Raw genomic sequence first — 24569 nt, 5'->3', positions numbered from 1 at the left:
AAACTCCCCATTGTATGGGGAGTTTTTATTTTTTAAAGAAACTTTCTAATGTTCATCATAAAGCCTAAATGTAAACCTTCATGATAGTTATTAAATTCCATGGAATCTTTTAGTGATGCTAAATGAAAACCCGTTTGGGTTTGATATTCATTAAAATTTTGAAATTTTCCAGCTGCGTAATCTTGTTTTGTTTGTTCAACCAAAGAAAATAGCAATTTTTTGATTTCATCAACCTCTTCTTGAGTCACGTTTGATTCTGGTTTTGAACCATTTTTATACTTATTATTCATTTCATCAGAAACATTTATTGGAAGCCCAGAAAGACGATAAACCAATCCTTGTTGAGAAACTATAATGTGTCCAATATTCCAAATCAAATTATTACTAAATCCCTCTGGTATTTTATTAAGTTGTTCTAATGTATACCCATCAAGAAATTTCATGTAAATAGCACGATTTGTGTCTAAAATTTTAAAAGTTGCTTCCATAGTTATAAAAGTATAAAATCTTCTGTTTTAGGAAATCCATTCATTACGTCTTGTACAATTTCCGGTGTTGGCGTAGCTAGTTTTCTAAGTTTGGTATCCATCCATGCTCCATCAACAGAAATAACTGCACACAATTCATCTTTTTCATTTTTTAATTCATGTACAATTGTCCAACGAGAAGCATCTGGCTTCATTTTCCCTATTTTAGTACTAATGGTAATTTTATTACCTAAACGTATTTCTTTCCTAAAAATACATTCTTCTCTAAACAAAATTGGACCAATATGATTTTCCTGCATAGCTCTCATGGTCAAACCTTCTTGTTCTAGAACTTCTACACGGTGTTGTGCACCAAAATCATAGTAGGCACTATGACGCATATGAAAATTCGGATCTAAATCAGACCAACGAATTGAAATTTCTTTTGTAAAAATACCCATCTGTTAAAAAATTTACTCAAAAATAAACAGAATAATCGGCTTTATGATCGCTAACATTTAATTTAAATCTATTTTAACGAAAAGCTTATTTTTGCACAATAAACACTTCTGACTGATATGAGAAAAATATATTACTTAAAGACTTGCAGTACTTGCCAGCGTATTTTAAAATCGTTACCAAAACTTGACACTTTTGAACTTCAAGACATCAAAACAGAACCTATGACTGTTAAGCAAGTAGATGAAATGCAAGCAATGGCGGGAAGCTATGAAGTTCTTTTTAGCAAAAGAGCGACTTTATACAAAGAAATGGGTTTAAAAGATGAAAAACTCACTGAAGCCGATTTTAAAAGATATATTTTAGAACATTACACTTTTTTGTCTCGTCCAGTTATTATTGCTGATGGTAAAATATTTGTTGGAAACAGTGCCAAAGTAGTCGATACCGCTATTCAATTTTTAAGTAATGAGTAAAAGAACTTGGGCTCTTGTGGCCGCTACATTAGTATCAATAATTTACGGTGTCACTTTTACTATTGCTAAAGATGTAATGCCAAAGTATATAGATGCTTACGGATTCATTTTTTTACGAGTTGGCGGATCAATGCTTTTATTTTGGCTTTCAACACTATTTGTGAAAACCGAAAAAATAGAAAAAATAGATTTTCCTAGAATCACAGCAGCTTCATTTTTTGGAATTGCTTTCAATATGCTTACTTTTTTCAAAGGGTTAAGTTATACTTCTCCTATCATGGGAGCAGTATTGATGGTTACTACTCCTATGATTGTTTTGGTTCTATCAGCAATACTGATTAAGGAGCGAATGGAGAATCGAAAAATTACAGGAATACTTTTAGGACTTGCAGGTACTGTGACGTTGATTTTGTATGGAAAATCGATGGTTAATGCACCTAATGCAACTCTTGGAAATATTTTAGTCTTTGTTAATGCCGTCTCCTATGGTTTTTACCTCATCATTGTCAAAAAACTAATGGAAAAATACAAAGCTATTTCATTTGTAAAATGGATTTATTTTTTTGGGTTTATAATGGTCATTCCTTTTGGATGGGGCGAATTTCAGGCGGTTGATTGGGCCGTTGTTCCAGCAACTGCTTATTGGAAAATTGGATTTGTTGTTGTTTTTTCAACCTTCCTTACTTATCTCCTGAATTTACTTTCTATGAAAGAATTAAAACCTACAACAGTAGCTGTTTTTATCTATCTACAACCTCTTTTTGCATCTATTTTTGCCATTGGATTAGGAAAAGATGAATTGAGCTGGGTAAAAATTGGATCGGCATTGTTAATTTTCACTGGAGTATATTTAGTAACACAGAAAAAGCAATCAGTAAAAAATAAAAAGTAAAAAGTCTTATAAAGGGACATATCACTTGTCACTAATCACTATTTACTTGAAGTTTCATATCTTTACACCTTATTTTTCGCCTATGATACAATCAATGACAGGTTTTGGCAAATCATCTTTGCAATTGCCAACAAAAAAAATTACTGTTGAAATAAAATCTCTTAACAGCAAAGGTTTAGACCTCAACGTAAGAATGCCTTCTGTTTATAGAGAAATGGAATTAAGTTTGCGTAACCAAATTTCGCAACAATTAGAACGCGGAAAAATTGATTTTTCATTATATATCGAAGTAACTGGCGAAGAAACCTCAACCAAAGTTAATGCACCAATAGTACGAGCTTACATAGCTCAAATGCGGGATATTTTACCTGAAGCCGACGCAACAGAACTCATGAAAATGGCTGTTCGTATGCCTGATGCTTTAAAAACAGAGCGTGATGAAATAGATGAAAATGAATGGGCTGAAATTCAAAAAGTTATTACTGAAGCATTAGTAAATATCAATCAATTTAGAAAAGACGAAGGAGAATCACTTGAAAATGAGTTCCAAAGTCGCATTGCTAATATTCGCCAATTGATGAACGATGCAGTTTCATACGATGCTGAAAGAGTTGAAACCGTGAAAGGTCGATTAAGAACTGCTCTTGAGGAATTGCAAGCAAATGTTGACGAGAATCGTTTTGAGCAAGAATTGATTTTCTATCTAGAAAAATACGATATCACTGAAGAGAAAGTTCGCTTAGGGAATCACTTAGATTATTTCATAGAAACATTAAACGGAAAAGAGGCAAATGGACGTAAGTTAGGATTCATTACTCAGGAAATGGGGCGTGAAATAAACACCATGGGTTCTAAGTCAAACCACTCAGAAATGCAAAAACTGGTAGTGATGATGAAGGATGAATTGGAAAAAATTAAAGAACAAGTGTTGAATGTTTTGTAAAACTTTTTAAAAGTTTTTTTCTTAATGATAAGCGCCAATTCTTTGATAAAATATCTTAAAATAATTTTTTTTATATTATTTTTCCATACTGGCTTTTCTCAATGCTCATTCAATGTAGAAATATTAGATTGTTTTCAGAACAATGAAACAAACTTATTTGAATATTCTTTATTTAAAGAAGATTCTTTAATCGGAAAATATCATCAGAGTAAATATTTTGAAAAGTTCCCAAAAGGAAACTATCGAATTGTATTTGAAACTTTATATTCAGCCAATATCACTAAACATTTTACGTTAAATGATAAATTCCCAAAAACCATTAAACTTTGTATAGATGATATCCCAAAAACAATATCAGTTAAAGAAAAAGATTACTTAATTTCAAACATAAAAAACAATGAGAAAGTAACTTTAAAATTTTTATTTTCAGGATGTTTTAACGAAAAAGAATATATATTATCTTTTCAAAAAAAGAAAAATGATTTATTTTTAATTTATAACAACAAAAAAAGAAACATTACTTCAAAAGTAGGCATCATCAGAGAATTTGAAAAAGGACTTTTTAGTTTAAAAAAGACCAATATTATAAGCACATCAAATGCTTTATATTACATTGAAACAAAAAATTCAAAATTTAATTATAATGATCCTGGTATATGGAGTGGATTCAACAAAATGTTAATCAAATTAAATATTGAATAGAAAAACAATACCATGAACAAAGGCGGAAAGTTAATTGTATTCTCAGCGCCATCAGGATCTGGGAAAACCACTATAGTAAGACATTTATTAGGAATTGAAGAGTTAAATTTAGAATTCTCAATTTCGGCAGCTACTCGTGAACCTCGAGGACAAGAAGTTTCTGGAAAAGACTATTATTTCATGTCGATCCATGATTTCAAACAACACATCAAAGCTGAGGATTTTGTGGAATGGGAAGAAGTATACCGCGACAACTTCTACGGAACTTTAAAAAGCGAAGTGGAACGCATTTGGGCATTGGGCAAAAACGTGATTTTTGACATCGATGTAGCAGGCGGTTTACGTATTAAACATAAATTCCCTGAACAAACATTAGCTGTATTTGTAAAACCTCCAAGTGTTGACGAATTAAAACGTCGTTTAAAAGAACGCTCGACAGAAAGCGAAGACAAAATTAACATGCGTATTGCTAAAGCCCATGTCGAATTGGCTACGGCCCCTCAATTTGATACAATTATCAAAAATTATGATCTTTATGTGGCAAAGCAAGAAGCTTATGAATTGGTTAAGGAGTTTGTATCCAAATAGTGATTAGTAAAAAGTAATTAGTGATTAGTCGCAAAATGGGCGGTATAAATTCTTATAAAGATTTATTGATTTGGCAAAAAGGAATCACATTGGTTGTAAAAGTTTACAAATTAACAAGATCATTTCCACAAGAAGAACTTTACGCTTTAACCAATCAAATTAAAAGAGCCGCAATATCTATCCCTTCAAATATCGCAGAGGGTTATGGAAGAAATACTGATAAAGCTTTTAGCCATTTTATTGACATTTCAAGAGGCTCCTTAAATGAATTAGAGACACAGCTAATTATTGCTAAAGAACTACTGTTTATTACAGATATTGATTTATATAATGAAATTTTATTGCTAATTGAAGAAGAGTCAAAAATGATAAATGCTTTTTCTAAAACCCTTAAAGGCTAATTACTCTTCACTAATTACTTTTCACTAAAAAAATGAAAATAGGACTTTACTTCGGCACATTCAATCCCATCCATATTGGGCATTTAATTATTGCCAATCATATGGCAGAATACTCTGATTTGGACCAAATTTGGATGGTAGTCACACCTCATAATCCCCACAAACAAAAAAGCAGTCTGTTAGACGATTACCATCGTTTACACATGGTGCATTTAGCTACCGAAGATTTTCCTAAAATAAAACCCACTGATGTTGAGTTTAAACTACCACAACCCAATTATACTGTCAATACTTTAGCACATTTACAAGAAAAATACCCTGAATATGAATTTGCACTTATTATGGGAGAAGACAACCTTAACTCATTGCATAAGTGGAAAAATTACGAAGTAATTCTTCAAAATCATAACATCTATGTATATCCAAGGGTAAATTCGGGCGAGATGGATTCTCAGTTTTCTAATCACCCAAAAATCCACCGAGTAGGAGCTCCAGTAATTGAACTTTCTTCAACTTTTATCCGCGAAAGCATTAAAAACAAAAAGAATATAGTTCCTATGTTACCAAATAAGGTTTGGGAATACATTGATCATAATTTGTTTTATAAGAAGTAAATATGGGGCCAATATTTGCCATTGTAATTCATTTAGTACTAATTGCAATTTTAAGTGTTATTTTATCAATTCCTGCATCAATTCTAACGTATGTCTTAAGTAAACAAGGCAAAAAAAGAAAAGCCATTATTGCCTTTTGCTCTCCGTTTATTTGGCTTTACAGTATATATTTACTCGCCTTTATTGGTTCAATATTTGTATCTGAAATAAAAAACGTAGACGAAGGAATTGGAGATTATTGGTATGCACCAATAAATGAAAAATATAAAATATCATTTATTGATTTACCTGAACAGGCTTTCATTGAGAACGAAGAGACTGAAATAATTGCTGATATTGATGAAGTCCAATTAATTGAAAATAGCTTTATTGGAAACACATTTGATAATAAATTTTTTCACCTCAATCTCAAAACCAATAAAGTCACGAAAGTCAATACAGAAAAAGAACTTCAAGTTTTGGTGAAAAATCAAAAAATACAATTTATCAAAGCTTATGATTTTTACAATCAGAAAAGATGGGAAGTTGCTGGAACCAGTTATATTATAGTTGGTGTCATATCTTTACTATTTAGCTCATGTTTAGTTTTACTTTTTGTAAAATTGACTTTAAAAGGATTCTCTTATTTAAAAAAATATAATCCTTAACAAACCTTTACCATTTGTTCCCAAAATTCTTCCGTAATTTTATGACTCATAAAAAAAAGTAGTCATGACAAACTTCGAATTATACAATCCTACCAATTATGTTTTTGGTAAAGGACAAATCTCAAAACTAAAAGAATTAGCGCCAGCCAACACTAAAATACTACTAACCTATGGAGGCGGTAGTATTTTTAAAAATGGTGTTTATGAACAGGTTAAAACCGCATTAGCAGGCCATGAAATTATAGAATTTGGAGGAATAGAACCCAATCCTCGTTACGAAACGCTAATGAAAGCTGTTGAAATTATCAAAGAGCAAAATATAGGTTTCATTCTTGCTGTTGGTGGTGGAAGCGTAATTGATGGGACTAAATTTATTTCTGCAGCGGTAAAATACAATGGTAATCCAATAGAAATTTTACAAAAACGTATCTTAACCAAAGATATCAATGCTGTAATTCCCTTTGGAAGTATTTTGACTTTACCAGCAACTGGATCCGAAATGAATTCGGGAGGCGTAATCACTATCAACGAAACACAAGAGAAATTGGCCTTTGGTGGTAGTGCTTTATTTCCTAAATTTTCGATTTGTGATCCAACTGTGATTGAATCATTACCCAAACGTCAATTACAAAATGGTGTAGTAGATGCCTTTACTCACGTTTTAGAACAATACTTGACATATCCTCACGATGCTTTATTACAGGATAGAATTGCTGAAAGCATTTTACAGACTTTAGTCGAAATAGGCCCTTCGGTTGTAGAAGAACCAACTAATTACAAATTAGCCTCAAACTTTATGTGGTGTGCTACTATGGCTTTGAACGGATTGATTCAAAAAGGAGTCCCATCTGACTGGGCAACACATATGATTGGCCACGAATTAACAGCTTTATATGAAATTGATCATGCGAGAACTTTAGCCATCATTGGTCCTAATCTTTATCGTGTAATGTTTGACACTAAAAAAGAAAAACTAGCTCAATATGGTGAAAGAGTATTTGGTATTACTGGAAACTCAATTGAGGATAAAGCAGAAAAAGCTATTGAAAAAACCACCGAATTTTTACATAAAATGGGAATGCTAACTCGCTTGTCTGAAAACACGGATCAGTTTGAAAACACTGCCGATTTTATTGTAAAAAGATTCGAAGAAAGAGGTTGGTTAGCGCTTGGAGAAAAACAAAATATAACTCCTGAAAAAGTTCGTGCTATTGTAGAAATGAGTTATTAAAAGCGTTAGGGATGGAAGCGACATCCTTTTTACGTCAGTTCGAGTGCGAAGCATATCGAGAACAAGTAAAAAGATATAGTGTACAGCCCGACCCGAAGGGAAACGCCCAAAAAGTGTTTAAAATTTCAAAAGGCGTTCGGGTATACACCTGAACGCCTTTCTACTTAACACCAAAAACAAAACGTAACTTAACTTTATTTATATTTATTAACTTGCTAATTTTCCTGCAGTACTTTTAGCTCTAGCTCTAGGAGTTGTAACTCCTTTTTTCATGTACTGAATAAATCCTCTGCCCACAAACTCATAAGTAGTTCCTGATGCATTGTGGTATAATCGAATCCTACTATCATTTATAACGGTGAGTGTAAAAGATTCATTGCCCCAAAAATCATAATCTAATGTTAAAATTTTACTGTAGTAACTTGAAGTATTAGAAATACCATACAATCCTGTAAAATCCCAATAGATATTGTTTACTGGTGTACCAGGAGCATCTTGAGATGAACGGAAATTGTTATCACTTCCACCAGCAATAAACTGAATAAAATGCTCATTATCAAATTCATTCAATGCTCCATAATTACTTGTATACACTTTCTCCCAAGCTTTGTATTCTTGTAAAAAATAATGCAAGTTGTCATAAAACAATTTATTATAATCAAAAGAATTTCTTTGGTAACCGTTCAAATAATAGGTAACATTTTCACTTCTACTGTATAATTTGATTCGGTTAGAAGATAACTGATACACCTCAAGGTCATAAACCCCATAAATGTTATGGTACACTCTTATAGCATTAGTAAAGTAATCATAACCTCCTATTTGCACACCAAATCCTCCACCTGTAGAACCAATTCCTGCTAAATTATTATTAGCATACATAGTTCCATTAAGAAAAGACACTGTAAATGCTCTAGTTAAAAAAGGAACATCACCACTTCCAGTTGTTGCATCATAATCCACATACCATAAATCATAACCTTCCATAAGCTGTGGCAACGAAATTCCATTATCTACATATGTATCCTCAACATAAACATCGGTAACACACGCCGTAAAAAGCAACGGTGATAAAATGGCTATCAAAAGTATTTTTATCGTTTTCATAACTTCTGTTTTTTATAGTTTCATATATCATAAACCAATATGCGTGCCAAAAATTTTATACCTTTGATTTTTCTTTTATAAAATGTCGTTAAGACTTTTATTTTAGGAGCTTTTTCCCGCTATACGCTATATCTTTTTCTGGCAACTTCGAGCACCTCAGTCGCCATAAAAAGGATGTCGCTACTATTGGGACTAAAAAATTAATTATGACTGAAAAAGCAAAATTTGCCGTTATAGGTGGTGGCAGTTGGGCCACAGCCATTGTAAAAATGCTAACGATGAATGTTAGCCAAGTAAATTGGTACATGAGAAGTGTCTATGCCGTAGAACACTTAAAACTTCATAAGCATAATCCAAATTATTTAAGTTCGGTTGAATTTGACATCAAAAAATTAAACCTTACTAATGATATCAATCAGGCAGTAAAAGATGCTGATTATGTAATTTTTGCCATCCCTTCTGCTTTTTTAAATGGAGAGCTTCAAAATTTAACAGAAGATTTACAAGGAAAAGTGATTTTCTCTGCCATAAAAGGTATCGTTCCAGAAACAAGCATGATTGTTGGCGAACACTTTCACAAAAATTATAATATCGACTACGAAAACATAGGTGTCATAACAGGACCTTGTCATGCAGAAGAGGTAGCTCTTGAGCGTTTATCGTATCTAACCATTGCGTGTGGTGATGCTGCTAAGGCTAAAATAATGGCGAAAAACCTATCAAGCTATTTTATCAAAACCAAAACCACTGACGATATTATAGGTACCGAATATGCAGCTGTATTAAAAAATATTTATTCGATTGCTGCTGGTATTGCTCACGGATTGGGTTATGGTGATAACTTCCAAGCAGTTTTGATGAGTAATGCGATTCGAGAAATGAAACGTTTTATCAAACAAGTTCACAAAATGAAGCGTAACATCAACAATTCGGCTTATTTGGGTGACTTACTCGTAACTGGATATTCTGTGTTTTCACGAAACAGAATGTTCGGAAACATGATTGGAAAAGGTTATACTGTAAAATCGGCACAAATGGAAATGAGCATGGTAGCAGAAGGATATTATGCTGCAAAAAGTGCCTATAAACTCAATCAAGAGTACAAAGCCAAAACGCCAATTTTAGATGCAGTATATGAAGTTTTGTATGAAAACAAAGAAGCCAAACAGTCGTTCAAAAAACTAACGGATAAGTTGAATTAGTTTAAAAAACCATCAATTTTGACAAAAGAAGAGCTTATAACGCTAGTTAAAAATCTGGATGAAGATTCTTTGAAAGAGCAAGGAATTTTTGGAATTTATCAATATGGGGGTGGTCCTGATGAAAGTTCAATAAAAGCAAACAAGGAAGGTTTGCAACTATTCGCCTTAGAATTATTAAAAGCTTCAGAAAATTTTGAAAACAAGACTCTTGGTAACCATAAAAAAATCATTGACCTTAATTATGATGAAAATTGGATTGATAAAAATAGTCACATTTTTATTAATTTCATAGAACACTCCTCAAAAGAAGAAACAATTATTAATGAGGAACAAATTGAGAATTTTATAGATAAATTATTTCCTTATGGCTGCGGAGCCATTTTTATCCTTATTGGATTTTCAATTTTACTTGGCTTAATACAAATATTAGATTTTATAATAAGTTTATTTAAAACCTAAAATAATTAAACAAATAAAGAAGAGAGTTTAGAACTCTCTTCTTTATTTTACTACTACTCCATTCTTCCAAATGTGAGGGACTTCTTCCGTGGCATGTTCGTTGATGGTATTTTTGCGAAAAGTGAATTTCTTATCGTATAAAGTATTCCCTATGAAATAGGTTACCATAAACTCATTATTAAGTGCTAAAACGCTGTTTTCTAACATTTCTATCTTAACAGCAGACACAGCTGGCACTTTCATAAAAGCATGTCTTAAAAGCGATGTTTTGCGCATTTCTCCATCAATGGTTCCAAATGCTTTAGAAACCACCATTACACTATCTAAATCAAAGTCAGAATCATTGATTAAATACACATACCAAACTTTGTCCATGAAGTCGTCATTCCATTCCTGAATTGCAGCAAGGAACACATTTTCTACTTTGGGGATTTCTATATCTTTTTTCATTATTTTGAGAAAATAGAGAATTGACTAATAGAAAAAAGGCGGATACATTTTTCATCTATCCGCCTCTCATCTTTATTTTTTATATACTCGATTTAAACTGTTCTAAGAAACGAACATCATTTTCATAGAACATACGGATATCACTTATTTGGTACAACAGCATCGCCATACGTTCGATACCCATTCCAAAAGCGAAACCATTGTATTCATCAGGATTGATATCACAATTTTTCAAAACGTTTGGATCTACCATTCCGCAACCCATAATTTCTAACCAACCTGTACCTTTTGTTATACGATAATCAGTTTCAGTTTTTAATCCCCAATAAATATCTACTTCGGCACTTGGCTCTGTAAATGGGAAATAAGATGGACGTAATCTAATTTTAGATTTACCGAACATTTCTTTTGTGAAATATAAAAGTGTTTGCTTCAAATCGGCAAAGGAAACATCTTTATCAATGTACAAACCTTCGACTTGATGGAAAATACAGTGTGAACGTGACGATACCGCTTCGTTACGGAATACTCTTCCTGGAGAAATCGTACGAATTGGCGGTTTGTTATTTTCCATGTAACGCACCTGTACAGATGATGTATGTGTACGTAATAAAATATCTGGATTTGTTTGGATAAAAAATGTATCCTGCATGTCCCTAGCTGGATGATATTCAGGCAAGTTCAATGCGGTGAAGTTATGCCAGTCATCTTCGATTTCTGGCCCTTCAGAAACATTAAAACCAATGTTTGAGAAAATATCAATTACCTGATTTTTTACCAAAGAAATAGGATGACGCGAACCAATTTTAAAAGGTTCTGCTGGACGAGATAAATCGCCATAAATTCCTTTTACATCTTCCTTGCTCTCTAATTCCTCTTGGATTGCTTTTACTTTTTCTTCAGCAATCGTTTTTAGAGTATTGATAATTTGACCAAATTCTTTTTTCTGATCATTAGGTACATTCTTGAATTCGGCAAAAATATCTTTTACCAAACCTTTGCTCCCAAGGAATTTGATTCGGAATTCTTCTAATTTTTCTTTATTCTGTGTTGTAAAAGCCTTAGCTTCTTCAATATATTCTTTAATCTTATCAGTCATCGTTCTTCGCAATAAGGTGCAAATTTAATGAATTTGTTTGAGGTTACAAGTTCAAAGTTTAGACAATAATCCCTTAATTAATCACTCCTTTTTCTAAAAAATAATTTACAATGGCTTCTTTCATTAAAACCGATTGCTCTCCAGCTTTAAGTGGTGGTAATTGTTCTTTGACTTTATAATGTGGCCATCTTTCATTGTCAAAATAATCGAATTCATAATACCCATAAGGCTCTAGCAAACGGCAAATGGCTATATGCATTAAATTAATTTTTTCATCTTTTTTGTAAGTTCTATTAAACTGTCCCAGTTCCTGAACCCCAATTAAATATATTATGGCATCAAGATCTAGCTCATCGCCTTCAGCAAATTTTTCCGAAAGAAATTTAACTATAGAGTCCCAACGCTCTTTAAGTTGTATATCGCGTGACATTTTTTAAATTATAGGTTATGAGTTATGAGTTTTAAATTCATAATCACAAAATTAGTCTGCAAAGATACACATCTAACTTTTAGAATTGGATCAAAAACAGTTAACCACTAATAAAGTATCTCAATTTTTGACAGTTGAGCGTTTGACTCAGTTAAATACTTTATAACCTCTGTTGGGTAATTGTTAGAGTTATATGTATTAACAAAGTTTCTGTTTGATTCAGGAGTCGTAGAAGAAACTGTAGCGTAATATCTTGCAGATGTACTATTGTTTAAATTACCAACTTCTATTGTTTCATATTCTAACAATAACTTCAAATACTTGTTTAAATTTTTAAAAGGATTATTTTTTGTATCAAAATCATATTCAATTTTGATTGCTGATGCACTTGGATAATAAGTTGTATGGTATTTTTTTATTAAATTTGAATTGCTGAAAAAATATTTATCTGTAGAAGTTGTGATCCAACTCCCTCCCGAAGATTGAGAATGTGTTATTAAATCCAACACTTCGTTTGTATAATAGAATTCCGTTTTTTCAAGATTTTGACTATCAATCACAGATAATAACTTATCTCCTTGATAATTGATGTTTTGCTCTTTTACTAAGACTCCATTATTGTATATACTAAACTTTACAGGTTTATCTCCATTATAGGTTATTAAAGTTTTTCTAGGCTCGTTAAGCTTTTCTAAACTTATCAACTTGCCTCCTGCATAATTAAATTTTGTTGTTGTTACATCAGAGGAACTTCCAAAATAAATCGTCTCTGTAATTTTAAGAGGTACATTTTGCAACTGTACATCAGAATTACTATCTTCATTACTTCCATCACTAGAACAGCCATTTAAAAAAGGTAATATTAAAAGAAATAAAATTTTCTTGAACATTTATTTATATATTTGATTTACATGCAAAAATAAGTATTTTATTTATGAGTTTTTTAGATATAATTTTAATCATTGCCATATTGATTGGCTTTTTTAAGGGTTACAAGAATGGGTTGTTTGTAGAATTAGCTTCATTGTTAGCCTTTTTTATTGGAATATTTATTGCTGTAAAATTCTCATATATAACTCAAGGCATATTAGAAGACCATGTTTCTTGGTCGCCAAAAACCATTACAGTAGCTTCTTTTTTAATTACTCTTTTTGCTTTTGTAGTTGGAATCCACTTATTAGCTAAAACACTTTCTGGGATAGCCGATTTTGCTTTTTTAGGTTGGGCAAATTCATTATTAGGAGGAGCTTTTGGTGCAGTAAAAACGGCTTTGTTTTTCGGAATACTTTTAAACTTGTTCCAAAAAGTAGATATTGGTTTTGTTAGTGTTGATAAAGATCTTCAAGAGAAAACATTGCTTGTTGGACCATGTATGAAAACAGCAGAAGTTTTACTACCTGTTTTGGGTGACTGGTTTCAAGATGTAAAAAAAGAAGTTAAAGAATTTGACAAAGCTGAAGATGGTGAGTTTGATAAAGATACTGTTCAGTAATTATTTAATTTCCTTAATCGCAGTTTTCTCTATCCATCCCTCTTTTAAATCAGAAAGTTGAATTTTTTTATAGTTACCTAAATCTTCTAAAACAGTTACTTTAGTTCCCGCATGCAATGTAAAAGCATCTTGTGCCGAAGCATTGGGCTCACTTTTTACAGCAATTACATCTGCAAAAACTATTGCTGGTCTGTCATTATTAATTCGGCTCTTTTCGTAGAATCCTGAAAAAACACTTACCACAACAAACAATAAAAATAAAATCATTCCTGAAAAAAAAACACGTTTTAAACCTGTCGAAGAAGAAAAATAATACGCCACAAATCCTATCAAAAACAAAACAGAAAACACTATTGCTATCCATGCCCAAGTGTCATAATGAAAACTTGAGGTGAAATCTGAAATAAGTTTAGAAAATCCAACTTTAGGTGTTTCTGCGATTTCATCAATTGCCATTTTTTTTGCAAAAGACAGATTGTTTTGTATTTCAGAATCACATGGACTTAATAACAATGCTTTTTCAAAATTATATACTGCTGGAGCAACTTTATTGAGCTTGTAATAACAGTTCCCTAAATTAAAATATACTTCCGCCGATTCTTTTCCTGACTTAACAATGCTTTCATAAGCATTGATTGCTTCTTGATAATTTCCTTTTTGATACAACGAATTTCCTTTTTCGAAATCATTTTGTGCCCAAAAAACTTGAGTAAAAAGTAAGAATATGTAAACTATTTTTTTAATATCTTTCATAACTACATTTCTTAAATTAAGCCATTTGCTTTTCTAAATCGGAAATAATACTTACCGCCAAATTATAGTCGTTTTGTATACTTGTACTGGTTGAAGGCGCATAACGAGCAAACTCACAACTTTCTACTAATGAAATGAATTGATTTACAGTTTCTGTGTCAGCCCTTTTATCCAATAACAATTGAGTAATTTTATCTTTACTCATTTCTGACGTTTCAATATGTAATTTTGCTTTCAAAAAGTTGTGTAAAGCTCTTTCTAATGCAATATAAAAAGGCTCTTTGTTTGCCAATTGTTTTTGTGCCTCAGAAAGGTATTTTTTAGCCAATTTGTTTGAAAGTTTAATTCGATTTCCAGTAACATCCGCATCCATTTCTTCTTTCTTTCTTCTAAATGCTACAATTGCTGGAATAATTAAGAAAGGAGCCATTAAAAGTCCATAAAACATTCCTGATCCCAAAAAGTCAGTTTTATCTTGAGATACTAATTGAGTTTTTGATTTGATAAATGCGAAAGTTGCACTTGATGTCACTTGTTTTTTATTTGTGTTTTCAGCCACAGTTGGCCCTTCTACTCCGTCTAGTACATTAATAGTGATTTCCTGAGACGTTACAGTTTTGTAGCTTTTTGTTGATAAATCAAAATAAGTAAATATTAAAGGCTTTATTGGGTACTGGCCTTTTGATTGAGGTATAATCGTATAAGTATCTGAAATACTACCTGTCATTCCTGTTAATGGCGTTTGAACATTTTCTTTATGAGCAGGATCATACATTTCTAGAGAGGCTGGCACAATAGGTTTAGGTAATGTAAATAACTTTAAGTTCCCTTTGCCAGACACCACTACTTTTAAATCCAAAGACTCACCTGCTTTAAGTTCAGTTTTTGATGGCAATACTTGAAATGTAAAATCTCCCACCGCACCACTAAAATCTTCAGGTTTTCCAGCTTCTGGAAGTGGTTTAACGTTAATTACTTTAGAACCAGCTGAAACTTTTTTGTTACCCATTTTCATAATTGGTCTGCCAAAAAAATCAACTTGTCCCGAAGGCACTTCAACTTCAACATCTAATGAAAGGGGCTCTATTTCAAGTTTACCTGATTTTTGTGGATATAAAACCGTTTTACGTAAAATTGCATAACGATATGGCTCTCCATTAAAGCTACCTTCTTGAACTTGCAGCTGTTTTACATCGATGTTTTGGCTCCAAAAATTAGAATATTTAGGGCTTGCCAACTCGCGCCATCCGCCCACTCCAGAACGATGACTTACATAAATTTTATAAACTACTGTAATAGGTTCGTTCAAATATGGATTCGAATTTGAAATTTCGGCAACCAAGTGTACTCCATCTTTTCCTGCCGTAACAGGCACTTGTTGTCTTTGAGGTTGATTGTATGGATTGTACTGCTCGTAAGGATCTCTTTCCTCTGCCACTGCGTTTCCAACTGTTACTTTCAATGGAGAAGTTTTATACACTTGTCCGTTAATTTCTATCGTTGCCTGTTTGATTACAAACGTTCCTTTTTTTAAAGGCTGTAAAAAATACGAATAGGTTTTCTCGAATGATTTTCGTCCATTAACCCATGAATAACTTACCGATTGATTAGGACCTCCAACAATGCGAAAGCCTTCAAAAGAAGGAGGGCTAAAATTATCGCCATCCTCATTCATAGCAAAATCAACTCGTAATCGTTCATTAATTCCCAAAGAGCTCTTACTCACACTAGCCACAAATTGGGTTTGTGCAAATAAGCTCACGTGAAACAAAACTGTTATTACAAAAAGTAGCTTCTTCATTTTCATACATTCATTAGTTACCAATCTTTTTGATTTTCGACCGGTTTACCTTTTACTTTTCTTGCGTTTACTTTATCTTGAATTTTCTTTTCTTCGTTATTTACTGCGTCAAGCAAATTTTCCAATCGATCTTTTGGAACATTTCCTGGCTTAGGCTCTGGATTGTTTTGATTTCGATCTTTTGGTTCAGGTTTATCTTTGTTGTCTTTTTTATCCTGATCTTTTTGCTGATCCTTATTATCTTCTTTTTTATCTTTATTTTGATCCTTTTTCTGATCTTGATTTTTGTCTTTTTTATCGTCCTTCTTATCGTCTTTAGGTGGATTATCTTTAAGCATTTTTTTTGCTAAAGCATAATTATACCTTGTTTGATCGTCATTAGGATTATTTCGTAAAGCATTTTTATAAGCTTCGACCGCTTTATCATATGCTTTTTCTTTCATAAAAACATTTCCAATATTATGGAAAGCTCTATGTTTTTGCTGTTTTCCCTTCGCTGTTTCTATTGCCTTAGCGTATGCAAATTTTGCTTCACTTGGCTGATTTTGCTTGTAAATTGCATTTCCTAAATTATATGATGCTGTAGCTCTTTTAGCATTAATACCTTTCGAAATTCTGTAATTTACTTCAGCATCTGCATATTGTTTTTTAGCAAAATCTTCATTCCCACTAGGCAATGCAAAATCTTTTTTCTGCTGGGCAAATGTACTAACAGAAAGCAATATAAATACTATTTTAAAAATGCTTTTCATGTTACTTCTCCTTCTTTTCATTAAACAAGTCTAATCTTTGAACCCATTTGGTTTTTCTTTCTAGTAAAAAAACATCTAAAATCAATAAGAAAAATCCAAAACCTAAAAACCATTGAAACTGTGATTGGAAGTTAGCCATCTCTGTTGCTTCAAATTCAGTTTTTTGAATATTGTTTAGCGATTTACGCATAAAATCCAATACTTCTTTTGTGTTGTTTCCGTTGATATAACCTCCTTTAGCAGCTTTCGCAATTGATTGTAATGCTTCAGGACGTAACTTGGTAATTACTTTTTCACCAGTTGATTTATCGATATGATAACTTTCAGTGACTCCATTGTTTTTAATTGGAATTGGCCCTCCCGAAGTCGTTCCTACTCCAATTGTTATGATTTTGATTCCTTTTTTTCTAGCTTGCTCTGCAGCAGATTCGGCTGCTTCTGAATGGTCTTCCCCATCGGTAACCATTATTAATAGTTTGCTAGTGTTTCCGCTCCCTTCAAAATACTTTTCTGTTAATTCAATCGCTTCGTCCAAATTACTTCCTTGAGAGGAAATCATTCCTGGATTCATTGATTGCAAAAACATTTTAGCAATATTATAATCGGTCGTAATCGGTAATACTGGAAAAGCACTTCCAGAATAGGCAATTATTCCTATTCGGTCACTACCTAAATTATTGATGATTTGAGATACTAATTGTTTACTTTTTTCTAATCGGTTAGGTGCAACATCTTCTGCCAACATACTTTTTGAAACATCGACAGCAAAAACGATATCAATCCCTTCGCGTTTTACTTTTTCGACTTTAGTTCCAATCTTTGGATTTACCAATCCTAAAATCAGCATGGCTAAACCCAATAACAATATCCCGAATTTAAGCGATGGTTTAAATCTAGATTTCTCAGGACTTAACACATTAAGTAATTCTGTATCTCCAAATTCGCGTTGTTTTTTTCTTTTCCAAACTTGTATCCAAAGAAAAATCAATACCAAAATTGGTAGTAAAATGAATAAATACAAATATTTTGATTCGTCTAACTCGTACATGCTTAATTATTAGTTTTGAGTTATGAATTATGAGTTGATTATGGCACTAAGTTCAAAACAGCCATCAAAAAAACTCATAACTTATAATTCATACTTTTTAATTCAATTATATAAAACTTCTAAAAATTGTATTTCTCAATACTATTTCAATTACTAACAACAAACCTGCCAACCACACAAAAGGTCTAAATTTTTCGTCATAATTAACAAATTTTAACTCTTCAATTTTTGTGGTTTCTAACTTGTTTATTTCTTTATAAATATTTTCTAACCCTGTGTTGTCTTGTGCTCTAAAATACTTTCCTCCTGTTTTTTGAGCGATTTGTTTCATCAATTTTTCATCGATTTGAACTGGCATCATCTTAAACAAAAAACCGCCATTAGGAGCAATGGCATAAGGAAACATAGCGTTACCATTGGTACCAATCCCGATAGTGTAAACTTTAATTCCTAAATCGGCAGCAATTTCAGCAGAAGTTTGAGGATCTAAAAATCCCGAATTATTAACTCCGTCTGTCATAAGGATAATAACCTTGCTTTTCGCTTTACTTTCTTTCAATCGGTTAACAGCAGTAGCAAGTCCCATTCCTATTCCAGTTCCGTCTTGCAAAACATTATCGTATTTTATGTCATTAATAGCTTGAAGCACTACAGCTTTATCACTTGTAACAGGTGTTTTTGTGTAAGCCTCTGCAGCATAAACTACTATACCGATTCGGTCGTTTACTCTTTCCTCAACGAAATCTGAAGCTACTCTTTTTAGAGCTTCCATTCGGTTTGGCTTTAAATCTTTTGCTAACATACTTCCAGAAACGTCTGAAGCAATTACAATATCGATTCCGTTTGTGCTATTACTTTTGTTACTTACATCAACACTACGAGGTCTTGCCAAAGCAATAATTAATGAACTTAACGCTAGTAATCTAAAAACAAATAATAATGGTTTTAGCTTTGGTAAAATGGAAGTTGTTCCTTTAAAACCTTGTAATGAACTTATTTTTAGCGTTGGCTTTTCTTCATTTCTTTTAAAAAAATACCAAACAATCACTGCTGGCAGTAACAAAAACAACCAAAAAAACTCCGGATTTAAAAAAGTCACATTAGTCATTAGTTTGCTAATTTAAGTTCGACAGAGTTTAACATTCGTTCACTAATCTTTTGGGCATTTTTATCGCCTTCTTTGTGCGCAATCATAATTTGTTGCAAACCTCCAGCTTGACTAAACAACAAAATTTGATAATACATTTCTTGTCCATTAGCTTTAAGAGTTCCGTAACCTTTAATTCCTTTTATACCTTGTTCTGTACTGAATTCTTCTTGCTTTACAATCATATTTTGGCAACCTTGTGCTTCCATTGTTTGAATCGTACCGTTTAATGCTTGGCTTAAATCCAACTCTGTTTCTTTTTTGAATTGTGTTGTAGATACTACAATTGTAAAGTGATCCATAATGCTTCCAAATGCAAACATTTGCATGTCTTTTATTAATGCCATAGCATCTTTTGGTACTACTTTTTTAGCATCTAAACGCTTTAACACTTCTGGTGTTTCTATAAATACTGATGGATTTCCGTACTCTGATTTTATCCAATCTTGGTTTAACAATTCTTTGGTTGAGTAACCCGAAAAACCTCCTTTTACATAATCAAATCCTTTAGTAATAATAATGAATGTAAGTACAAACAGTAACAAAAACCCACTAATTCCAGCAACATTTACAAGCTGAGCTTTTCTCTTTTTCTTTTTTAAGAATTCTTGTTGTTCTTTTTGCCATTTTAAACTGCTTTCATCCACTACTACTGGAATTGCTTTATCAAGAGTTAAAATAGTTGTTTCTATTTTTTTTCTATCATCAGCAATTTCAAAATCTAATGGCTTTGATTTAGCAAACTTTACTAAATCGGCTTGCTTTAAAACTTTTTCAAGACCTTCTAGCGTTTCTCTAGAAAGTTTCATTTTTTTCTTATTTGATGCAGCACGTAAAGCTACTATAAGCTCTGACGTTGTACTTTCTTTGGCAGGAATCTCAATTGCTTCTTCAATATAATCACGAGCAATATCTGTTAGTTCCGAATAATATTCTTTTACCTCTCCTTTTTCTAATAATTCTTTCTTTTCTAAAAGCTGCAGCAAACTTGTCGCTTTTTCAATAGGAGAATTATAAACAATTTCCTCTTGTTTTGGTTTTCTTCTTTTTCTCCAAAGGAAATAACCTAAATACACTAATCCTGCTAAAAGTAAAATTCCTAAAAGGTATTTCCACCAATTACCAAATGGTTTTTCAACCGCAATAATTGGTTTAATGTCATACATTTTTTGCTTCAATGTATCAACTTTTACGTTGAAAACCTCAACTTTAATACTATCAGAGAAAATTGGTTTTTTGTCAAATAAAACTGGAAGTCTTGGAATAACATACGTACCCGAGTCAAACTGCGTCAAACCATATTTTTTGATCAACTCATAATTAGCATCTCCTTTTACTGTATCGATAGGATAAGATTCAATTACTTCAAGTGCTCCAAAATTATTACCTCTAGGAAAAGTAATTAATGTGCTAGGTTTAGCCTTTACTTTTAAGGTTAATGTAAATTGGGCACCAATTTTGTTTTTTGTAGTATCAATTTTAGTTTCCAATGATTGTGCAAAAACAACCGATTGAAAAACTAATAGTAATAAAAAACAATACTTTTTAATCATCATCATAAAATCCTATCTCGATTTAAAATATCCTAAAAGTTTCATTACATAACTTTCATCGACTCTAGTGTTAACAGTTCCTGAGCCGCATTTTGAAAAAATTTCTTTAAAGTAGTTTACCTTGTCTGTATAATACTTTTCATACTGAAGGCGAACACTTTTAGAACCAGTATTTATCCATTTAGTTGTTCCTGTTTCTGCATCTTGCATAGCAACTAAACCAACATTGATCATCTTCTCTTCACGAATATCATATACTCTAACCCCAGTTATGTCGTGCTTTTTGCTAGCTATTTTGAGTGTTTTCTCATAATCGTCATCAGCAATAAAATCAGATATCATAAAAACAATAGCTTTCTTTTTTTGTGTTGCCGATAAAAACTGTAAGGCTTGAGAAATATTGGTTTTATTGCTTTTTGGCGAAAATTCAATCAATTCACGAATGATTCTCAACACATGCGATTTTCCTTTTTTGGGAGGAATGTATAATTCGATTTGATCTGAAAATAAAATCAACCCAATTTTATCATTGTTTTGAGTCGCAGAAAAGGCCAGAGTTGCAGCAATTTCGGTTACGATTTCACTTTTTAATTGACTTTTAGTACCAAAACTTTCGGAACCTGAAATATCAACCATGAGCATCATGGTTAATTCACGTTCTTCTTCAAAAACTTTTACATATGGTTCGTTATAGCGAGCAGTAACGTTCCAATCGATTGCACGCACATCATCACCAAACTGGTACTGGCGCACTTCCGAAAAAGTCATTCCTCGTCCTTTAAAGGATGTATGATATTCTCCCGAGAAGATATGATCGCTCAGTCTTCGGGTCTTTATCTCTATTTTACGAACTTTTTTAAGTAAATCTTTGGTTTCCATATTCTAAGGGCAATAGGCAATAGGTAATAGGCAATAGCACTCGTGGCTAATGGCCTTTGACTAATCACTTTCTATGGTACTTCGATTTCGTTTACAATCTTATTAATGATTTCTACAGAAGTGATATTTTCTGCCTCAGCTTCGTAAGTAATTCCAATACGGTGACGTAATACATCATGTACAACAGCACGAACATCTTCAGGAATTACATAACCACGACGCTTGATGAATGCATAACATTTAGCTGCATTTGCTAAGTTGATACTTCCACGTGGTGATGCACCAAAACTGATTAATGGTTTTAAAGAATCCAATTTATATTTTTCCGGATAACGTGTAGCGAAAATAATATCAAGAATATATTTTTCAATTTTCTCGTCCATGTAAACCTCTCGAACTGCTTCCTGAGCACGCAAAATTTGCTCGATTGATACAACAGGCTTTACTTTTTCAAAACCTCCATTTAAATTTTGGCGAATTACTAAACGCTCGTCTTCCATTTTAGGATAATCGATAACTGTTTTAAGCATAAAACGGTCAACCTGAGCTTCTGGTAACGGATATGTTCCTTCTTGCTCAACTGGATTTTGAGTAGCCAATACTAGGAAAGGTTTTTCTAGCTTAAAAGTGGTGTCACCAATGGTAACTTGTTTTTCCTGCATCGCCTCCAAAAGTGCTGATTGTACTTTTGCAGGAGCACGGTTAATCTCATCAGCAAGAACGAAATTAGCAAAGATTGGTCCCTTTTTTATCGTGAATTCGTTTTGCTTAATATTATAAATCATAGTACCCACAACGTCTGCAGGTAATAAATCTGGTGTAAACTGAATACGGCTAAAACTACCATGAACTGCTTGCGACAAAGTATTGATGGCTAAAGTTTTTGCTAATCCTGGTACTCCTTCAAGTAAAATATGACCTTGACCTAGGAGACCAATAAGTAAACGTTCAATCATGTGTTTTTGACCCACAATTACTTTGTTCATCTCCATTGTAAGAAGATCTATAAAAGCACTCTCGCGTTCAATTTTTTCATTAATGGCTCTAATATCTAAAGTCGCTGTATTTTCTTCCATCGTTGTTTTTTTTAAGGTCGTGAAATTAATATTTCAAATAATACAATGCAAATTGAAAATTAAATTAGTGCTATGCTGTTAATAATGCGTTAAATGTTAAAGAAATAGGCTATTTTTAAGCTTTGTTTAGGATTATATTTGACAAATTTTAAGAACTACTAATTCAAATCGCTTTGAAACCTAAATTATCACCTATTATTGCCGGCACCATGACATGGGGAAAATGGGGCAAAAATCTTGACACTAAAGGATTTATTTCACTAATAGAAAGTTGTTTACAAGAACACATTTCAACTTTTGATCATGCAGATATTTATGGCGGACATACAACGGAAGAAGAATTTGGAAAAGCTTTTTCTGAAAGCAAAATTAATCGTTCTGACATTCAATTAATTTCGAAGTGTGGTATAAAATATCTTTCTGAAAAAAGAGATTATGGCATTAAACATTATGATTATTCTGAAGAACACATTGTTTGGAGTGTCGAAAATTCATTAAAAAATCTTCGAACCGATTATCTTGATGTTCTTCTCTTACACAGACCAAGTCCTTTGATGGTTGTAGATGAAATTGCTAGCGCCATTGACAAACTTAAAGCACAAGGGAAAATAAAAAGCTTTGGACTTTCAAATTTTACTCCTTCACAAACCGAATTAATTCAAAAAAGTATCAATATAGATTTTAATCAAATACAATTTTCGGCAACACACCATGAAGCAATGAGCGATGGAAGTTTAGATTTCATGCAATTACACAATATCATACCAATGAGCTGGAATCCATTAGGAACCGTTTTTAGAGAAGAAAACAATCAAACCCAAAGACTAAGACTTTGTTTAAAAAAACTTTCTGAAAAATACAATGTAGATAACGATGTAATTCTTTTATCATGGATTTTAAAACATCCTTCAGGCATACTCCCAGTTATTGGAACCACTAATCCAGACAGAATAAAAAATGCTTTGAAAGCCGTAAGTCTACAAATGGATTTAGAAGATTGGTTTACCATTTGGACTGAAAGTATGGGAACAAAAGTTCCATAAAAAAAGCCTTGAATGTTTCAAGGCTTTTTTTGTCTCTATTTTTTAATTACGGTAAAACTTGTGGTGAGACAACTGTAGCTTGACCATTTACAACTACTACGTTATCTATAATTTTAGGTGAAAGTCCAGATGTTGCGTCTGGAGTTAATGTTACGCTGTAGGTACCTGCTGGTATTCCATTAATTTGGAAATTACCTGTAGCATCTGCATAAGCCGAAACAACATTTCCATTTACTAATACCGAAGCTAAAACTTGAACTCCTTCTGGTGTTGTAGTAACATTTCCTTTTACACTACCAGAATTAGCCACAGAAGAAACCCTAATCACTGGACTTAAATTAAAATTACCGGAGCCTCCAGCTTCTACTACAATAGATTTTTCAACGTCAAAATCTAATAAAAAATCGTAGGTAAAATCAGGTTGGAGATTTGTGTTGACTAAAAGTTTAAGTCCTGATTGCTGAGCACTTGGAGTTTTTAATGGATAAGTAACCCCGCCTTTCTCTACAGTATTGTCATCACCCAAGATTAAGCGTATTTGTCCTAAATTCCCTGAAGGAATAACTGCACCATCAGCCAATAAAACATTAACTCCTCCAGTTAAATCTAATAAATTATATACTTGAGGAATTGCTGTACCAATACTTATCCAGCCGTTATCATCTGTATTAGAATCAGATTTAACCATAACATCTAAAACCTCAACATTTACAGCATCATAATCACCAGGAGCATCTGTCATTCTTACATTAATTGTAGAAGTTCTGTTTTCATCATCATTGTCATTACAACTTATTGAAAAGATAGTTGATAAAAATAACAATGATAAACCAATCCATTTTAGCTTATTCATTTTCA

The 24569-nt window shown here is 32.5% G+C and carries 29 protein-coding genes; 13 read left to right on the top strand and 16 right to left on the bottom strand.

Annotated elements, in window-relative coordinates; all coding sequences use genetic code 11:
• Positions 1 to 32: 32 nt before the first annotated feature.
• Together BUC09_RS02490 and BUC09_RS02485 are read right to left on the bottom strand one after the other, a co-directional pair.
• Positions 33 to 488, bottom strand: coding sequence for a DinB family protein (locus tag BUC09_RS02490; protein ID WP_073308368.1), 456 nt, complete (start codon positions 486 to 488; stop codon positions 33 to 35).
• A 2-nt stretch (positions 489 to 490) separates the two neighbouring features.
• Positions 491 to 928 carry an acyl-CoA thioesterase gene (locus tag BUC09_RS02485; protein ID WP_073308367.1) on the bottom strand — a complete coding sequence of 146 codons (438 nt, stop codon included), beginning with the start codon at positions 926 to 928 and terminating at the stop codon, positions 491 to 493.
• A gap of 117 nt (positions 929 to 1045) precedes the next feature.
• Here BUC09_RS02485 and BUC09_RS02480 point away from each other — a divergent pair, with 117 nt between their 5' ends.
• From BUC09_RS02480 to BUC09_RS02440, 9 genes are all read left to right on the top strand, one after another.
• On the top strand, positions 1046 to 1402 hold the full coding sequence (locus BUC09_RS02480) for an arsenate reductase family protein (RefSeq protein WP_073308365.1): 357 nt from the start codon (positions 1046 to 1048) through the stop codon (positions 1400 to 1402).
• Positions 1395 to 2294, top strand: coding sequence for a DMT family transporter (locus BUC09_RS02475; protein WP_073308363.1), 900 nt, complete (start codon positions 1395 to 1397; stop codon positions 2292 to 2294). Before BUC09_RS02480 ends, BUC09_RS02475 begins: the two co-directional genes overlap by 8 nt.
• A gap of 82 nt (positions 2295 to 2376) precedes the next feature.
• Positions 2377 to 3237, top strand: a complete 861-nt coding sequence (locus tag BUC09_RS02470) for a YicC/YloC family endoribonuclease (RefSeq protein WP_073308361.1) — start codon at positions 2377 to 2379, stop codon at positions 3235 to 3237.
• Positions 3238 to 3261: 24 nt separating this feature from the next.
• Positions 3262 to 3939, top strand: a complete 678-nt coding sequence (locus tag BUC09_RS02465; RefSeq protein WP_073308359.1) for a hypothetical protein — start codon at positions 3262 to 3264, stop codon at positions 3937 to 3939.
• A gap of 12 nt (positions 3940 to 3951) precedes the next feature.
• Positions 3952 to 4527 (top strand): guanylate kinase, encoded by a 576-nt coding sequence (gmk, locus tag BUC09_RS02460; protein WP_073308358.1) that lies wholly within the window; start codon positions 3952 to 3954, stop codon positions 4525 to 4527.
• A gap of 35 nt (positions 4528 to 4562) precedes the next feature.
• A complete protein-coding gene (locus BUC09_RS02455) occupies positions 4563 to 4928 on the top strand; it encodes a four helix bundle protein (RefSeq protein WP_073308356.1) in 366 nt (121 codons plus the stop codon).
• 32 nt (positions 4929 to 4960) lie between these two features.
• Positions 4961 to 5542, top strand: a complete 582-nt coding sequence (nadD, locus tag BUC09_RS02450) for a nicotinate (nicotinamide) nucleotide adenylyltransferase (protein ID WP_073308354.1) — start codon at positions 4961 to 4963, stop codon at positions 5540 to 5542.
• A gap of 2 nt (positions 5543 to 5544) precedes the next feature.
• A complete protein-coding gene (locus BUC09_RS02445; RefSeq protein WP_073308352.1) occupies positions 5545 to 6189 on the top strand; it encodes a hypothetical protein in 645 nt (214 codons plus the stop codon).
• Between the two features lie 64 nt (positions 6190 to 6253).
• Entirely contained in the window at positions 6254 to 7420 is a 1167-nt protein-coding gene (locus BUC09_RS02440; RefSeq protein WP_073308350.1) for an iron-containing alcohol dehydrogenase, read from the top strand.
• 207 nt (positions 7421 to 7627) lie between these two features.
• Here the strand turns inward: BUC09_RS02440 and BUC09_RS02435 are convergent, their stop codons facing one another.
• Positions 7628 to 8527: a nicotinic acid mononucleotide adenyltransferase gene (locus BUC09_RS02435; protein ID WP_073308348.1), complete on the bottom strand. Its 900-nt coding sequence runs from the start codon at positions 8525 to 8527 to the stop codon at positions 7628 to 7630.
• Positions 8528 to 8733: 206 nt separating this feature from the next.
• Here BUC09_RS02435 and BUC09_RS02430 point away from each other — a divergent pair, with 206 nt between their 5' ends.
• On the top strand, positions 8734 to 9729 hold the full coding sequence (locus BUC09_RS02430; RefSeq protein ID WP_073308347.1) for an NAD(P)H-dependent glycerol-3-phosphate dehydrogenase: 996 nt from the start codon (positions 8734 to 8736) through the stop codon (positions 9727 to 9729).
• A gap of 18 nt (positions 9730 to 9747) precedes the next feature.
• Positions 9748 to 10188 (top strand): hypothetical protein, encoded by a 441-nt coding sequence (locus tag BUC09_RS02425; protein ID WP_073308345.1) that lies wholly within the window; start codon positions 9748 to 9750, stop codon positions 10186 to 10188.
• A gap of 42 nt (positions 10189 to 10230) precedes the next feature.
• On the opposite strand, the gene BUC09_RS02420 is transcribed toward BUC09_RS02425, so the two are convergent.
• The 4 genes from BUC09_RS02420 to BUC09_RS02405 all read right to left on the bottom strand — a co-directional run bounded on the left by BUC09_RS02420 (position 10231) and on the right by BUC09_RS02405 (position 13057).
• Positions 10231 to 10638 (bottom strand): hypothetical protein, encoded by a 408-nt coding sequence (locus BUC09_RS02420; protein WP_073308343.1) that lies wholly within the window; start codon positions 10636 to 10638, stop codon positions 10231 to 10233.
• Positions 10639 to 10717: 79 nt separating this feature from the next.
• On the bottom strand, positions 10718 to 11737 hold the full coding sequence (gene pheS, locus BUC09_RS02415) for a phenylalanine--tRNA ligase subunit alpha (RefSeq protein WP_073308340.1): 1020 nt from the start codon (positions 11735 to 11737) through the stop codon (positions 10718 to 10720).
• A gap of 73 nt (positions 11738 to 11810) precedes the next feature.
• Positions 11811 to 12167, bottom strand: coding sequence for a hypothetical protein (locus tag BUC09_RS02410; RefSeq protein ID WP_073308338.1), 357 nt, complete (start codon positions 12165 to 12167; stop codon positions 11811 to 11813).
• A gap of 107 nt (positions 12168 to 12274) precedes the next feature.
• Positions 12275 to 13057, bottom strand: a complete 783-nt coding sequence (locus tag BUC09_RS02405) for a hypothetical protein (protein ID WP_073308336.1) — start codon at positions 13055 to 13057, stop codon at positions 12275 to 12277.
• A gap of 44 nt (positions 13058 to 13101) precedes the next feature.
• On the opposite strand from BUC09_RS02405, the gene BUC09_RS02400 reads away from it, so the two are divergent.
• Positions 13102 to 13659 (top strand): CvpA family protein, encoded by a 558-nt coding sequence (locus tag BUC09_RS02400; protein ID WP_073308334.1) that lies wholly within the window; start codon positions 13102 to 13104, stop codon positions 13657 to 13659.
• Here the strand turns inward: BUC09_RS02400 and BUC09_RS02395 are convergent, their stop codons facing one another.
• The 8 genes from BUC09_RS02395 to BUC09_RS02360 all read right to left on the bottom strand — a co-directional run bounded on the left by BUC09_RS02395 (position 13660) and on the right by BUC09_RS02360 (position 22668).
• Positions 13660 to 14412, bottom strand: a complete 753-nt coding sequence (locus tag BUC09_RS02395) for a tetratricopeptide repeat protein (protein ID WP_317041188.1) — start codon at positions 14410 to 14412, stop codon at positions 13660 to 13662.
• 16 nt (positions 14413 to 14428) lie between these two features.
• Positions 14429 to 16213, bottom strand: a complete 1785-nt coding sequence (locus BUC09_RS02390) for a BatD family protein (protein WP_073309019.1) — start codon at positions 16211 to 16213, stop codon at positions 14429 to 14431.
• A gap of 17 nt (positions 16214 to 16230) precedes the next feature.
• The gene (locus BUC09_RS02385) at positions 16231 to 16965 is read right to left on the bottom strand and encodes a tetratricopeptide repeat protein (protein WP_073308332.1); all 735 of its coding nucleotides are present in this window, start codon (positions 16963 to 16965) and stop codon (positions 16231 to 16233) included.
• A gap of 1 nt (position 16966) precedes the next feature.
• The gene (locus BUC09_RS02380; RefSeq protein WP_073308330.1) at positions 16967 to 18013 is read right to left on the bottom strand and encodes a VWA domain-containing protein; all 1047 of its coding nucleotides are present in this window, start codon (positions 18011 to 18013) and stop codon (positions 16967 to 16969) included.
• Positions 18014 to 18119: 106 nt separating this feature from the next.
• Positions 18120 to 19121: a vWA domain-containing protein gene (locus tag BUC09_RS02375; RefSeq protein WP_073308328.1), complete on the bottom strand. Its 1002-nt coding sequence runs from the start codon at positions 19119 to 19121 to the stop codon at positions 18120 to 18122.
• Entirely contained in the window at positions 19121 to 20716 is a 1596-nt protein-coding gene (locus BUC09_RS02370) for a BatD family protein (protein WP_073308327.1), read from the bottom strand. Before BUC09_RS02370 ends, BUC09_RS02375 begins: the two co-directional genes overlap by 1 nt.
• A gap of 9 nt (positions 20717 to 20725) precedes the next feature.
• On the bottom strand, positions 20726 to 21592 hold the full coding sequence (locus tag BUC09_RS02365; protein ID WP_073308325.1) for a DUF58 domain-containing protein: 867 nt from the start codon (positions 21590 to 21592) through the stop codon (positions 20726 to 20728).
• A gap of 71 nt (positions 21593 to 21663) precedes the next feature.
• A complete protein-coding gene (locus BUC09_RS02360) occupies positions 21664 to 22668 on the bottom strand; it encodes an AAA family ATPase (RefSeq protein WP_073308324.1) in 1005 nt (334 codons plus the stop codon).
• 173 nt (positions 22669 to 22841) lie between these two features.
• Between BUC09_RS02360 and BUC09_RS02355 the strand changes: the two genes are divergently transcribed.
• The gene (locus BUC09_RS02355; RefSeq protein ID WP_073308322.1) at positions 22842 to 23711 is read left to right on the top strand and encodes an aldo/keto reductase; all 870 of its coding nucleotides are present in this window, start codon (positions 22842 to 22844) and stop codon (positions 23709 to 23711) included.
• A 46-nt stretch (positions 23712 to 23757) separates the two neighbouring features.
• On the opposite strand, the gene BUC09_RS02350 is transcribed toward BUC09_RS02355, so the two are convergent.
• Entirely contained in the window at positions 23758 to 24564 is an 807-nt protein-coding gene (locus tag BUC09_RS02350) for a DUF4382 domain-containing protein (RefSeq protein ID WP_143161851.1), read from the bottom strand.
• Positions 24565 to 24569: the final 5 nt, after the last annotated feature.

Origin of the sequence: Flavobacterium terrae (genome assembly GCF_900142035.1) — a bacterium.
In the GTDB taxonomy this organism is placed as follows: Bacteria; Bacteroidota; Bacteroidia; order Flavobacteriales; family Flavobacteriaceae; genus Flavobacterium; species Flavobacterium terrae.
This window is presented reverse-complemented; position numbering and strand designations above follow the sequence as displayed.